We start from the raw sequence: 13,082 nt of genomic DNA on the forward strand, positions 1-13,082 counted from the left end.
CGGAGGGACACGTCCGTGGCTTCGAAGCGACACCGGCTCTGCCAGCGGCGAAAGGCCCTCGGATACAGCCAGGAGCGCTTGGCCTTCATCCTTGATGTCGAGCGGTCGACTGTGGTGCGCTGGGAGAATGCCGAGACGGATCCGCAGCCGTGGCATCGGACCCGGATCGCCTCCGCACTCGGCGTTACGCTCGAACAGCTCGACGACATGCTCGCCGACGTGTCGGTGGCAACGCATCGAGGACAGGCCATGCGAGACGACCGCCGTGATCCCGTTTCCGCCGCCGCCCGGCCCGAGTTGCTGACCGATCTCCGGACCTTTCTCACCAGCTACTTGACCCCACCCACTCCGAAGAGCCCGTCGGTGGTCGATCTGCGACGGGCTGTGGGCCGCGTGCACAACCAATACCAACGGGCGAGCTACACGTCGACGGCCCGTCTGCTGCCGCATGTGCTCATCCAGGCGACGGCCTTGGCCGACGGTGCCACCGGCGCACATCGCGGCACGCGGCTTCGGCCCGACGAACGTCCTCATCCACGCGGTTTCCGCCGCGGTCAGAGCCGGCAACGCAGACCAGGCCCTGGAGATCGGGGCACGGCTCGACACCTCGCGCCTGCCGACGGTGTTGGTCGGCCGGAGGGCGCAGGTGCACGTCGATTTAGCGGCGGCGGTGCTGCGGTCCGGCGGCGACAGGTCGATCTCGGTGCTGCACCTGCTCGAAGCCGAACGGGTGGCCGCTGAGTCCGTTCACGCGAACGTCCGTGCTCGCATGCTCCTGCTCGACCTCCTGACGAAGGAACGACGAGCGGCGACACCAGGGCTCCGGCCGTTGGCGGAGCGGGCCGGGCTGGCATGAGCCAACGAGGCGTGCTGGCCCTGGTCGTCTGCGCCGCTCCCCCGGTGTTGCGGATCGATGAGCTGGTCGGGTCCCTACAGGAGGACGGCTGGACAGTGTGCCTTACCGCCACACCGACCGCCGCGACCTGGATCAATCGAGAGGCACTGGCGCAGCAGACCGGCTACCCGGTTCGGGTGGAATGGCGCATGCCCGGCGACCCCGAGCCGCATCCGCCGGCCACCGCCGTCGCCGTGGTGCCGGCGACGTTCAACGTCATCAACAAGTGGGCTCAGGGAATCAACGACACCCTCGCTCGCGGCATCCTCAACGAAGCGCTCGGCGGCGACATCACGGTGTACGCGTTCCCGAACGTCAAGGCACAACTCGCCGCGCATCCGAGCTACGACCGGCACCTGCGGCTGCTCCAAGACGCGGGCGTCGTCATTGCCCCACTTCCTGCCGAGCTGAGTTGGCGAACTGTCGTCGACCGGCTCGGCACGCAGGTATAGCTGCCCGGCTACGGCGCTCAGCGCACCCGCGATGGACCCCGACCTCTAGCGCGACCACCCTCCTTGGCAATATTCTCCACCTCACGCCCGGCCTCTGGAGCTGGTTTTCATGCGGCTCACTCCCACCCCCGCGTGCCGGGCGCGGAGGAGATGCCATGCACGTCGAGCAGAGCGAACTGGACCGACGCACGCTGCTGCGGGCCGGCCTCGGCGCCGCAACCGTGGCGGTCGTCGGCAGTGAACTCGCCTTCCCGGCCACCGCCCACGCCGACCCGGGCGCCGACCTGGACTGGATCTACAGCTGCGACGAGTGGGGCGCGCGGCCGCCCAAGGACCCCCTGGTGGTCAGCGCGATCCCGACCAACAAGATCATCGTGCACCACATGGCGTTCCCGAACGTCACCGACTACAGCGAGGCGCAGGCCATCAAGCTGGCCCGCGACTGCCAGAACCTGCACATCGACGGCAACGGCTGGTCCGACACCGGCCAGCACTTCACCGTCAGCCGCGGCGGGTACGTCCTCGAAGGACGGCGGGGCAGCCTGGAACGGCTCCAGGCCGGCGACCGGCAGATGGTCTCCGCCCACTGCCCGGGCGAGAACGGCCGCTCCATCGGCATCGAGAACGAGGGCACGTACGTCACCGAGACGCCGCCCGAGGCGCTGCTCGACTCGCTGGTCAAGCTCTGCACGACCATCTGCCGGCAGTACGGGCTGCACGCACACGACATCTTCGGCCACTGGGACTTCCGGAACACGCTCTGCCCCGGCGCCGCCTTCTACCGCCAGTTCCCGATGCTGCGCCGCCGGGTCTTCGCCGAGCTCGGCACCGCCCTCGCCGACGTGCCGGCCCGCCGCTGGCCGGACCTGTGGCGGTTCGTCGGATCGCCGTCGGTGCGCGCGGTGCAGTACCTGCTCGCCCACCACGGGTACGCGGTGACCCCGACCAGCGTCTTCGACGCGGCCACCGTCGCCGCCGTTCAGGACTGGCAGGCCCGAAACGGCATCCCGGTCGACGTCGACGCCACCCTCACCACGCCCACCTGGGAGACCCTCGCGCCCGAGCTGGACCAGCACGCCTCCGGCCTGCCGGTCGCCGCGGTGCAGTTCATCCTCAACGCCAAGGGCTACGCCGAGGTCACCGTCACCGGCCAGTACGACCACGCCACCCGCGAGGCCGTCAAGGACGTGCAGGGCCTGCACGGGCTGCCCGACAACGGCAAGGTCAGCACCAGCACGTGGTGCGTGCTGGTGGGCGGGGTCGTCCGCCAGTCCTTCCGCACGGACGACTGAGCGAGGGTGCCGGCGCGGGGAATGCGGCAGCATCTCCCCCGCGCCGGCACGGAACTCACGTCCGTCCGCCTCGTTGGTCACCCTGCCACCCCTCTGCGACGATGGCGCGGAGGCCGACGAAGGAGGACGCGGTGCAGACGCAGCTCAACCCGTACCTGAACTTCCCCGGCAACGCCCGGGACGCGATGGAGCTCTACCACTCGGTCTTCGGTGGTGACCTCACGGTGGCCACCTTCGGAGAGTTCGGCGAGAACGACCCGACAATCGCCGACAAGGTCATGCACGCCCTGCTGCGCTCCCCCGGCGGCCTGGTGCTGATGGCCTCCGACCTGGCGCCCGGCATGGAGCACCAGCCCGGCACCAACATCTCGATCAGCCTGAGCGGCGACGACGCCGACGAGTTGCGCGGCTACTGGGACAAGCTGTCCGCGAGCGGCTCCGTCGTCATGCCGCTGGAGAAGCAGATGTGGGGCGACGAGTTCGGCATGTGCGTCGACCGGTTCGGCATCCAGTGGATGGTCAACATCACCGCGCCGACGTCCTGACCCACCGGCCGCGTTTGGCGTAGCGGCGGGGCGGAGAACAACAGGGGCATGAGCTGGGCCAACCGAGCCGTGCCCGCCGCCGTCGCCGCCGTCGCGGCCCTCGCCGTACGCGACCTGCTCCAACGCGACCACGCCCTGCTGCGCAACTTCCCGGTCCTCGGCCGCGCCCGGTACCTGCTGGAGTCGATCGGGCCCGAGCTGCGCCAGTACATCGTCGCCGGCAACAACGAGGAGCGGCCGTTCACCCGCGACCAGCGGCGCTGGGTGTACGCGTCGGCGAAGGAGGAGAACAACTACTTCGGGTTCGGCACCGACAACGACATCGAGTACACGCCGGGGTACCCGATCATCAAACACCGCACGTTCGGCCGGGCGGTGCCGCCGTCGTCCCCCGGCGCCGGGCACGACGTCACGCTTCCCTGCGCGAAGGTGCTCGGCGCCGCCCGGGGCCGGGCCCGCGCGTTCCGTCCGGAGTCGGTGGTCAACATCTCCGGCATGAGCTTCGGCTCGCTCTCCGGCAACGCCGTCGAGGCGCTGAACCGGGGCGCGGCCCTGGCCCGCTGCCTGCACAACACCGGCGAGGGCGGGCTGTCGCCGTACCACCGCAACGGCGGCGACCTGGTCTTCCAGATCGGCACCGCGTACTTCGGCTGCCGGGACGAGCACGGCCGGTTCAGCCTCGAACGGCTCAAGGACCTGGTCGCCGGCGCGCCGGTGAGGGCGCTGGAGATCAAGCTCAGCCAGGGCGCGAAGCCGAGCCTCGGCGGCCTGCTGCCGGCGGCGAAGGTGTCCGCCGAGATCGCCGCGACCCGCGGGATCCCCCAGGGCCGGGACTGCGTCAGCCCCTCGCGGCACGCCGAGTTCTCCGACTGCGACAGCCTCCTGGACTGGGTGGAACTGCTCGCCGCCGAGACCGGCCTGCCGGTCGGCATCAAGTCCGCCGTCGGCGACCTCGGCTTCTGGGAGGAGCTGGCCACGCTGATGCGCGACACCGGCCGCGGCGTGGACTTCGTGACGGTCGACGGCGGGGAGGGCGGTACCGGCGCCGCGCCGCTGATCTTCACCGACTCGGTGTCGCTGCCGTTCCAGCAGGGCTTCTCGCGGGTCTACCGGGTCTTCGCCGAGCACAACCTGCACGAGCAGGTCGTCTTCGTCGGCGCGGGCAAGCTCGGCCTGCCGGACAACGCCGTGGTGGCGTTCGCCCTCGGCGCCGACATGGTAAACGTCGGCCGGGAGGCGATGCTGGCCATCGGCTGCATCCAGGCCCAGAAGTGCCACACCGACACCTGCCCCACCGGGGTCGCCACGCAGAACGCGTGGCTGGCGCGGGGTCTCGACCCCGCCCGCAAGTCGGTGCGGGCCGCCAACTACATCCGGACGCTGCGGCGCGACCTGATGAAGGTCGCCGAGGCGTGCGGCGTCGAGCATCCCGGGCTGATCGACACGGGCTCGGTCGAGGTCCTCGACGGCCGTACCGGCTCCACCCCGCTGGACCAGGTGTACGGGTACCGCCCCGGATGGGGGCTCCCGTCCGCCGCCGACCGGGCCGAGATCGTCCGGCTGATGACGGCCGAGGCGCCGCAGGGAGGCAGCGCACCCCCCTCCCCGACCGCCGTGGGCTGACCACGAAATATCGCGGGTGCCGTCGGCCGGTCCCGCGTACGGTGGCGCGGTGCTGATCCGACGTGAGTCCCCCGCCGACATCGCCGCCATTCACGCCGTGCACGCGGCAGCGTTCGCGGACGCGCAGCGGCCGGACGCCGTACCGGTGGAGGCCGACCTCGTCGACGCGCTGCGCGCCGACGCCGGCTGGCTGCCGGCGCTCTCCCTGGTCGCGGTGGTCGACAAGGGCGAGTTCGCGTACGCCCGGCCGTTCCAGGACCTCTGAGCACCGGCGAGCCTTTCCCGCGGATCGGCACTCGGGCATGCTTGGTGGATGGGAGAGGTGCTGCCACTGCCGAGCGTCGGTGACCTGTTCGCCGACATCCGCGGCGACGACCGGACGATGCGGGTCAGCTGGCACCCGGAGCGGGGTGCGGTGGTGCTGTCCCTGTGGGCGGGCGCGGTCTGTCGTGGCTCCTTCCGGATGTCCACCGAGGACGTGCCGAGGCGGCTGTCGCTGCTCGCCGACATCGCCGAGGCCGTCCCGCCCGCCCCGCAGCCGGGCGACCCCGTGGCGCCGTCAACCGGCACCCGGGCGACCGATGTCACCGTGGGCACCCCGTCGGAGGTCGAGCAGACCGGCGACCTCCCCGGCGCCGCCCACCGCAGCCTGCGGCCGATCGTGCCGGTGCCGCGCGTCGCCTGAGACGTACGGCATCGCCGGCCGGTCCGCCATGTAGCGTGCTCGTGGCCGCGGTCGCCGAGCCACCGGTGACGGTGGTGGTTGTCGCGGACCGGGCCAACACCCGCCGGGTCGCTTGCGAGACTTGCCGGGACGACGCGACGGCGACCGGGCGTCGACCGGGGCATCTGCGGGAGGATTCGTGGCGGTGGACGTGGTGTCGGAGGTCGTGATCGACCGCCCGGTTGCCGAGGTGGCGGCGTTCGCGGGCGACCCGACCAACGCTCCGGCCTGGTACGTGAACATCGAGTCCGTGGAGTGGCGGACGCCCCCGCCGCTGCGGGTCGGCTCCCGCGTGGCGTTCGTGGCGCACTTCCTCGGCCGCCGGCTCGCCTACACGTACGAGATCGTCGAGTCGGTGCCCGGCGATCGGCTGGTGATGCGGACGGCGGAGGGCCCGTTCCCGATGGAGACCACCTACCGCTGGGAGCCGCTGGACGCCGGACGCACCCGGATGACGCTCCGCAACCGGGGCGAGCCGAGCGGCTTCGCGTCGATCGCCGCCCCGGTGCTGGCCGGGGCGATGCGCCGTGCCAACCGCAAGGACCTGACGCGGCTCAAGGGCCTGCTGGAACGCCCGGAGAGCTGAGGGCCCCCCGTTCCGGCAGGTCGGTGCGCGATTTCGAACACGTGTGCGAACATGGGTCGGTGTCGACCGAGGCCACCGTCCTGCACGCCGACCTGGACGCGTTCTACGCGTCGGTGGAGCAGCGGGACGACCCACGCCTGCGCGGCCGGCCCGTCATCGTCGGCGGTGGCGTGGTGCTCGCCTGCAGCTACGAGGCCAAGGCGCGGGGCGTCCGCAGCGCGATGAACGGCCGCCAGGCACGCCGGCTCTGCCCGGACGCGGTCGTGATGCCGCCACGGATGGCGGCGTACACGGCCGCCAGCCGCGCGGTGTTCGAGATCTTCCGGCGCACGACGCCGCTGGTCGAGGGGCTGTCGGTCGACGAGGCGTTCCTCGAGGTGGGCGGCCTGCGCCGGCTGGTCGGCCCGCCGGCCGACATCGCCGTCCGGCTGCGTCGGGAGGTCCGCGAGCAGGTCGGCCTGCCGATCACGGTCGGCGTCGCCCGGACGAAGTTCCTCGCCAAGGTGGCCAGCGGCGTCGCCAAACCCGACGGGCTGCTGGTCGTCCCAGCCGGGCAGGAACTGGCGTTCCTGCACCCGCTGCCGGTCGAGCGGCTGTGGGGCGTGGGCCCGGTGACGGCGGCGAAGCTGCGCGACCGGGGCATCCGCACCGTCGGCCAGGTGGCCCGGCTCGGCGAGGCGACGCTGGCGACGCTGCTCGGCGCGGGGGCCGGCCGGCACCTGCACGCGCTGGCGCACAACCGCGACCCGCGGCCGGTGCAGGTGGGGCGCCGACGGTCGTCGATGGGCGCGCAGCACGCCCTCGGGCGCGGTCCGCACTCCCCCGCCGACCTGGACGCGATCCTCGCCGGCCTGGTGGACCGGGTGACCCGCCGGATGCGGTCGGCCGCCCGCTCGGGGCGTACGGTGATGCTGCGGCTGCGCTTCGCCGACTACACGCGGGCGACCCGCTCGCACACCATCGGCAAGGCGACGGCCGACACGGCACCGCTGCTGGCCACCGCGCGGTCGCTGCTGCGGGCGGCGCTGCCGGAGATCGAGCGGCGGGGCGTCACGCTGATCGGCGTCTCGGTCGGCAACCTGGACGACGCCCCGGTCCAGCCGCCGCTGCCGTTCGACCGCGACCCGGGAGCCGACCTGGACGCCGCCGTGGACGCGGTGCGCAGCCGCTTCGGCTCCGCCGCGCTGACCCGGGCGACGCTGCTCGGCCGCGATCCCGGCGTCGAGATGCCGCTCCTGCCCGACTGACCGTCGGCGGGCACGCCGGGCGGCAGACTGGGGTCATGCCACCACCGGCCCGATCTCCCGGCAGCGGACCCGCCCGTCCGCCACTGTCGGCGTGGCGGTTCGTCATCTGGTTCGGCATCGTGGCGATGCTCGCCGATGTCGTCTACGAGGGGGCACGGTCGATCACCGGGCCGCTCCTGGCCGGCCTGGGGGCGAGCGCCTTCACGGTGGGCGTCGTCACCGGCGTGGGTGAGGCGTCCGCGCTGGCGCTGCGGCTGGTGTCCGGGCCGCTGGCGGACCGTACCGGCCGCTTCTGGGCGTGGGCGCTCGCCGGGTACGGGCTCACCGTCGTCAGCGTCCCGCTGCTGGGTCTCGCCTCGGTGGTCTGGGTCGCCGGAGCGCTGGTCATCGCCGAACGGGTGGGCAAGGCGGTCCGCCAGCCGGCGAAGGACACGCTGCTCTCCCACGCCGCCGCCGTGACCGGTCGCGGTCGCGGCTTCGCGGCGCACGAGGCGCTGGATCAGGCGGGAGCACTGGTGGGGCCGCTGGCCGTGGCCGCCGTGCTGGCGGCGAGCGGCGGCGACTACGGCCCGGCGTTGCTCGCGCTCGCGGTGCCGGGAGCGCTCGCCCTCACCGTCCTGGTGTGGTTGCGGGTACGGGTTCCGCACCCGGCCCGGTACGAGACCGGCGAGGCCGCCGAGCAGCCGCGACAGCGGGACCGCGCGACGCCGGAGGCGGCGGGCCGGCTGCCGGGCAGGTTCTGGGTGTACGCCACGTTCGCCGGGCTGACCATGACCGGCTTCGCCACCTTCGGCGTGCTCTCCTTCCACCTGGTGGAGGCGGACCTGCTGCCCGCGACAGCGGTGCCGGTGCTCTACGCCGCCGCGATGGTCGTCGACGCGGTGGCCGCCATCGCCACCGGGTGGGCGTACGACCTGTACGGCGCCCGGGTCCTGGTCGTCCTGCCGATCGTCGCCGCCACCGTCCCCGCGCTCGCCTTCGCCCCGACGGTCGGGCTGGCGGTGGCCGGTGTGCTGGTGTGGGGCGCCGTGCTGGGCGTGCAGGAGTCCACGTTGAAGGCCACCGTCGCGGACCTGGTGGGGCCGGGCCGGCGCGCCACGGCGTTCGGCGTGTTCGGAGCGGTGGTCGGCGTCGCCGCGGCCGCGGGTGGCGCGCTCACCGGCGGGCTGTACGAGACGTCCGTGCCGCTGCTCGTGGCCGTGACGGGAACGGTCCAGGCGGTCGCGCTGGGCGTGCTGCTGACCGTCCTGCGCCGGGCCCGGGTCCGCTCTCCGGGCCGGGGCGGTGTCGGAGGTACGGGTTAGCGTGCGGGCGTGACCGGACCTGGGGATGTCCCGCCCGTGCTTCTCGACCGGCTGCGTCCGATCTGTCTCGGCCTGCCGGAGGCGTACGAGGAGCCGGCCTGGGTGGGCGTGCGCTGGCGGGTGCGCAAGCGCACCTTCGCCCACGTGCTCACCGTCGACCCCGAGCACCAGATGGCGTACGCGCGGGCCGTCGAGACCGACGAGCCGGTCTGCGTCCTGACGTTCCGGTCGCCGGTGGACGAGATCCAGGCGCTGGTCGCCGGCGGCCACCCGTTCTTCAAGCCCGGCTGGGGCGCCGACGTCCTCGGGATGGTCGTCGACGACGGGCTCGACTGGGCCGAGGTGGCCGAGCTGCTCACCGAGAGCTACTGCCGGCTAGCGCCCCGGAAGCTCGCCGCGCGGGTCGCGCCGCCGGCCGCGGGCGGCCTGGGCCGGTGAGGCCGTCGGCTCCGATCGTGGTGCCCGCGACGGCGGTCGGTCACGTGGGTAGTCCGTCAGGCCGCCGGTCCTCCCCCACTCGGTCGGATACCCGGCCCGTCGGTCGTGCCGCCGGAACCCCGCCGCGTCGACTCTCGTTACGTGACCGCGAGCCCCGGCCGCCATCCCGGCGGCACACGCTCGGCGGAGGTGAGGGGTGTCGGAGCGTCACGAGCCGGTGACTCCCGCGTGGGAGTGCCGGGACTGCGGGCAGAGCTGGCCGTGCCCGACCCGCCGCCAGTTGCTGCTCCGGGAGTACGGGCCACACCCGGCCAACCTCAGCGTCTACCTGGCGGCCTGCCTGACCGCCGCCACCGCGGACCTGCGGTCGCCACCGGCCGCCCTGCGGGAGCGGTTCCTCGGCTGGATCCCGCACCCGCGCCACCGCGTGTTCTGACGCGCCGCACGCCGCGCGCTACTCGGCGACGACGAGGGCCTGCGGAGCGGCCTGCTTCATCCGGTCCGCGGCCACGTCAGCCGGATGGCGGTCCCCCGCTTCACGACCGCCTCCGGGAAGGCGGCGGCGAGGTTGCACTACCCGCCGTGCAGGCCGCCGGGAACGGATTTGTCACACGATCGACATACGACCGCAGGGTGATCGCGAACCCGGGCCGGCAGGTTGTGGCGGAACAAGCGTCGCGAGCCCGACGGAGGCGGCGTCCGGGGGTCGGCCCTGAACCCGAGCGACGAGCCCCGCCTCGACCTGGAGGTCCCCGTGGCGTCGATGTCGATCACCGTGACCATCCTGTCCGCCGGCGTCGTGGTCCTGGTGCTGCGGGGCCGCATGCGCGGCGAGGACATCGACCCCTTCCGCGACGCGCTGCACCGGGTGCTGCGCGACCGGCCCCGGGAGGTCCACCTCGACCTGTCCGGCATCGTGGACGTCGAGCCGTTCGCCGCGGCAGCCGTCACCGCCGCCGCCGTCGAGGCGGAGCGGACCGGGACGACGGTACGGGTCGTCCACGCCTCCACCCCGGTACGCCAGCGGATGAGCACGGCCGGCGCCGACGGCCTGCTGCGCTGACCCGTTTGCCGTCAGGACGGGCGGGAACGCAACCGGTCCGGGCGGTACGAGCGCGTCCTCGTGCCGCTGCCGACACGGGGAGGTTGACATGGGTAACCGGGAACAGCTGCACGAGCTGCGCCAGAAGGCCCACAACGCGGGCATCGAGGGCAACTCGAAGATGACCGAGGACCAGCTCCGCGATGCCCTGCGCAGGGTCGACCGGGGCGTCGAGCCGCAGATGGCCAAACAGCAGGCGAAGCGCTGACGGCACGGGACGTCCCGCGCCGGCCCATTCCGGTCGGCGCGGGACGTCGTGCCCGGATCAGTCGTCGCGAGCAGGTCCGGGCACGCCTTCGCGCAGGCCCGGCAGGCGCCGGCGCGGATCCGCCGCCGCGCAAGTTGTCACGCGACCGTCACAGGTCCGCACGGTGACTGTCACGCCGATGAGCATCGTTGGTGACAGGAACACCGGACGACCGGCGTGACGAGGCAGGTGATCACCATGGCCGGCCAGCGCCCTACCCGCCGGACCGCGATCGCCGCGGGACTGGTGGCCGTCCTGATCGCCGCCGGGTGCGGCCGCGGTCCGGCACCGGAGCCGCCCCGGTCCGCCGGCACCGGCCCGCCCAGCACCATCGCCCGGGCCGAGATCGGCGGCAGGCTCACCGTCACGGCGGCCGTGGACCGGGTCGTCGACGACACCGCCTTCGTCGTCCGGGACGCCGACCTGACCGACGGCGCGCTGCTCGTCCTCACCACGACGAGAACGCAGGCCTCCCCACCCGAACTGGTCACCCTCGACGGCGTCGTGATCCTGTTCGCGTACGACGGCCTCGCCGCCCGCTACGGCCTGCGTGCGCCGGAGGCGTACCGGGCGTTCGAGGGCCAGCGGGCGCTGGCCGCCGACCAGATCACCGTGTGGCGGTGAGGCAGGCGGCGGAAACGGGATCGGCCGGCGGCCGGGCCGCGTAGCGTGGAGGGCACTACGCGACCGGGGGGAGAGTGACGTGACGGAGCCGGAGGAAGGTCGGGAGAAGAGCCCGAAGACCGACCGGGTGCTGTACTCACCCGACGGGGACCCGCACCACACGGTGGCGCAGGCGCCACAGCCGGACGAGCACCTCCCGCCGACCGTCACCCGCGACGACCGGACCGAGGTCATCGACGACGAGCAGTGACACCGTCCCGCCGCGTGTGAACACCGCACGGGCGGGTAGCCGCTGCCGTGGTCGACTGGCGGACCGTGTTCACGCCGGACACTCCGCTGTTGGAGATCGTCGTCCGGGGCAGCGTGATGTACCTGACGCTGTTCTTCCTACTCCGGGTTCTCCTGAAGCGGGAGAGCGGCACGACGGGCGTCACCGACCTGCTGGTGATCGTGCTGATCGCGGACGCGGCCCAGAACGGCATGGCGAGCAACTACACGTCCCTGGCCGACGGGGTGGTGCTGGTCGCGACGATCATCGGTTGGGCGTACCTGCTCGACGCGCTCGCGTACCGGTGGCCGGCCGCCGCCCGCGTGATCCGTCCCGGCTCCCTGGTCCTGGTACGGGACGGTCGGATGCTGCGCCGCAACATGCGCCGCGAGCTGGTCACCGAGGAGGAGCTGTACGCCAAGCTGCGCGAGCAGGGCGTCGACGACATCGCCGACGCGCGTGAGGTCCGGATGGAGTCCGACGGCGAGTTCAGCGTCATCACCCGCTCCGGACAGGGCGGCGCCGGTGGGACGTCCCGCAAGCGGCGTGCCGCCTGACCGGTCACCGTCCCTCGGCCAGGTCGCCGCGCCGGAGCCGGCCGCCGGCGACCAGTTCCACGGTGAGCACCACCGCGACCGCCTCCACCGCCAGCAGGCCGATGAGCACGAACAGCTGGGTGACGCCGGCGGTGAGCGGGTCGGCGCCGCCGAGCAGCACCCCGACGAACGCCCCGGGCAGGGTCACCAGGCCGACCGTGCGCGTCTGGTCCAGCGCCGGGATCAGCGCCTGACCCGCCGCCGGCCGGCACACCAGCAGCACCGCGTCGCGTGGGAGCAGGCCCAGCGCGAGGGCCGCCTCCACCTCTCCACGCCGGCCGGTCAGGTCGTCGAGGGCCCGGCGGCCGGCCAGCGAGGTGGCGGTCATCGCCCCGCCGATCAGGATGCCGGCGACCGGGATGACGGCGATCCCCCGGAGCGGCAGCAGGCCGGTCAGGAGCAGGGCCACCACGAGCGGCAGGCTGCCCGCGACGATCGGCAGGGCGGACCACCAGCCCCGTCCGCCGCTGATGCGGCGGCCGGCGGTCACCGTGGCGACGACGCACATGAGCAGCACGAACCCGGCGGTCGCCCAGAGCGACCCGACGATCGCGACGATCGCCACCGACACCGCCGCCAGTTGCAGCGCGGCGCGGATCGCGGCGACGACGATCTGCCGCCCGTGCCCGAGCCGCCCCATCGTCGCGACGGCGGCGGCCAGCGCCGTCAGGACGACCAGCGCGACCGCCAGCCTCGGGCCGATCGCCAGCATCGTCGACGTCATGCGCCAGTGCTTACCCGATCCGGGCGGGACGCGTGGTGGGATGCGGCCCACACCGCCGCGACGGTACCTGACGACCTGGCCCCTCGTACCAGCGCCACGTGGTGATGGACAACGTCACGGCCACGTCGACCGGCGCGCTCGCCGGCATCAACACCAACTGGGGCGGCGGCGCCCGGTTCACCCGGATCACCGTCCTCGACGACCCGGACCGCGAGACGCGGATCTGCGTCAAGTACCGGGGCGTGCCCAAGGGTGACGAGCCCGTCGAGATCGGCGCGGGCGCCGGCGGCGTCAGCTGCATCTACTCGCCCTCGGACATCACCTGGCGGTAGCCGATCGGCGGGGTCCGGCGGGACGGGGGCCGGGGGCCCCCCCCACCCCCTCGGGGGGGGGGGGGGGGCGGGGAGAGGGGCGG

At 73.3% G+C, this 13,082-nt stretch carries 19 protein-coding genes; 18 read left to right on the forward strand and 1 reads right to left on the reverse strand.

Annotation, left to right across the window (positions count from 1 at the left end; all coding sequences use genetic code 11):
• Nucleotides 1-15: 15 nt before the first annotated feature.
• The 17 genes from HCJ94_RS26530 (at nt 16) to HCJ94_RS26610 (ending at nt 11,904) form a co-directional block, all read left to right on the forward strand.
• Nucleotides 16-741: a helix-turn-helix transcriptional regulator gene (locus HCJ94_RS26530; protein WP_168003769.1), complete on the forward strand. Its 726-nt coding sequence runs from the start codon at nt 16-18 to the stop codon at nt 739-741.
• Nucleotides 742-867: 126 nt separating this feature from the next.
• Nucleotides 868-1,347 (forward strand): flavoprotein, encoded by a 480-nt coding sequence (locus HCJ94_RS26535; protein WP_309227445.1) that lies wholly within the window; start codon nt 868-870, stop codon nt 1,345-1,347.
• A 155-nt stretch (nt 1,348-1,502) separates the two neighbouring features.
• Nucleotides 1,503-2,639: a peptidoglycan recognition protein family protein gene (locus tag HCJ94_RS26540; protein WP_168003771.1), complete on the forward strand. Its 1,137-nt coding sequence runs from the start codon at nt 1,503-1,505 to the stop codon at nt 2,637-2,639.
• A 131-nt stretch (nt 2,640-2,770) separates the two neighbouring features.
• Nucleotides 2,771-3,184 carry a VOC family protein gene (locus tag HCJ94_RS26545; protein ID WP_168003772.1) on the forward strand — a complete coding sequence of 138 codons (414 nt, stop codon included), beginning with the start codon at nt 2,771-2,773 and terminating at the stop codon, nt 3,182-3,184.
• 48 nt (nt 3,185-3,232) lie between these two features.
• On the forward strand, nt 3,233-4,807 hold the full coding sequence (locus HCJ94_RS26550; RefSeq protein ID WP_168003773.1) for an FMN-binding glutamate synthase family protein: 1,575 nt from the start codon (nt 3,233-3,235) through the stop codon (nt 4,805-4,807).
• A gap of 49 nt (nt 4,808-4,856) precedes the next feature.
• A complete protein-coding gene (locus tag HCJ94_RS26555) occupies nt 4,857-5,072 on the forward strand; it encodes a hypothetical protein (protein WP_205801966.1) in 216 nt (71 codons plus the stop codon).
• Between the two features lie 48 nt (nt 5,073-5,120).
• Nucleotides 5,121-5,492, forward strand: coding sequence for a hypothetical protein (locus HCJ94_RS26560; protein ID WP_168003774.1), 372 nt, complete (start codon nt 5,121-5,123; stop codon nt 5,490-5,492).
• 184 nt (nt 5,493-5,676) lie between these two features.
• Nucleotides 5,677-6,117 (forward strand): SRPBCC family protein, encoded by a 441-nt coding sequence (locus HCJ94_RS26565; protein WP_309227446.1) that lies wholly within the window; start codon nt 5,677-5,679, stop codon nt 6,115-6,117.
• Nucleotides 6,118-6,176: 59 nt separating this feature from the next.
• Nucleotides 6,177-7,364: a DNA polymerase IV gene (dinB, locus tag HCJ94_RS26570; protein ID WP_168003776.1), complete on the forward strand. Its 1,188-nt coding sequence runs from the start codon at nt 6,177-6,179 to the stop codon at nt 7,362-7,364.
• Between the two features lie 35 nt (nt 7,365-7,399).
• Nucleotides 7,400-8,668, forward strand: coding sequence for an MFS transporter (locus HCJ94_RS26575; protein WP_168003777.1), 1,269 nt, complete (start codon nt 7,400-7,402; stop codon nt 8,666-8,668).
• A 9-nt stretch (nt 8,669-8,677) separates the two neighbouring features.
• Nucleotides 8,678-9,106 (forward strand): MmcQ/YjbR family DNA-binding protein, encoded by a 429-nt coding sequence (locus HCJ94_RS26580; protein ID WP_168003778.1) that lies wholly within the window; start codon nt 8,678-8,680, stop codon nt 9,104-9,106.
• 196 nt (nt 9,107-9,302) lie between these two features.
• A complete protein-coding gene (locus HCJ94_RS26585; protein WP_168003779.1) occupies nt 9,303-9,542 on the forward strand; it encodes a hypothetical protein in 240 nt (79 codons plus the stop codon).
• Between the two features lie 327 nt (nt 9,543-9,869).
• Complete coding sequence (locus tag HCJ94_RS26590; protein ID WP_168003780.1) at nt 9,870-10,169, forward strand: STAS domain-containing protein; 300 nt, start codon at nt 9,870-9,872, stop codon at nt 10,167-10,169.
• An 88-nt stretch (nt 10,170-10,257) separates the two neighbouring features.
• Nucleotides 10,258-10,416, forward strand: coding sequence for a hypothetical protein (locus HCJ94_RS26595; protein WP_168003781.1), 159 nt, complete (start codon nt 10,258-10,260; stop codon nt 10,414-10,416).
• A gap of 216 nt (nt 10,417-10,632) precedes the next feature.
• Nucleotides 10,633-11,079 carry a hypothetical protein gene (locus tag HCJ94_RS26600; protein WP_168003782.1) on the forward strand — a complete coding sequence of 149 codons (447 nt, stop codon included), beginning with the start codon at nt 10,633-10,635 and terminating at the stop codon, nt 11,077-11,079.
• A 79-nt stretch (nt 11,080-11,158) separates the two neighbouring features.
• On the forward strand, nt 11,159-11,329 hold the full coding sequence (locus tag HCJ94_RS26605) for a hypothetical protein (protein WP_168003783.1): 171 nt from the start codon (nt 11,159-11,161) through the stop codon (nt 11,327-11,329).
• A 47-nt stretch (nt 11,330-11,376) separates the two neighbouring features.
• Nucleotides 11,377-11,904: a DUF421 domain-containing protein gene (locus HCJ94_RS26610; RefSeq protein ID WP_168003784.1), complete on the forward strand. Its 528-nt coding sequence runs from the start codon at nt 11,377-11,379 to the stop codon at nt 11,902-11,904.
• A 4-nt stretch (nt 11,905-11,908) separates the two neighbouring features.
• On the opposite strand, the gene HCJ94_RS26615 is transcribed toward HCJ94_RS26610, so the two are convergent.
• Complete coding sequence (locus tag HCJ94_RS26615) at nt 11,909-12,667, reverse strand: ABC transporter permease (protein WP_168003785.1); 759 nt, start codon at nt 12,665-12,667, stop codon at nt 11,909-11,911.
• A 98-nt stretch (nt 12,668-12,765) separates the two neighbouring features.
• Here HCJ94_RS26615 and HCJ94_RS26620 point away from each other — a divergent pair, with 98 nt between their 5' ends.
• Nucleotides 12,766-12,999 (forward strand): pectate lyase, encoded by a 234-nt coding sequence (locus HCJ94_RS26620; RefSeq protein WP_309227447.1) that lies wholly within the window; start codon nt 12,766-12,768, stop codon nt 12,997-12,999.
• The last annotated feature ends 83 nt before the right edge of the window (nt 13,000-13,082 follow it).

Source organism: Micromonospora thermarum, assembly GCF_012034245.1.
Classification (GTDB): Bacteria; Actinomycetota; Actinomycetes; order Mycobacteriales; family Micromonosporaceae; genus Micromonospora; species Micromonospora thermarum.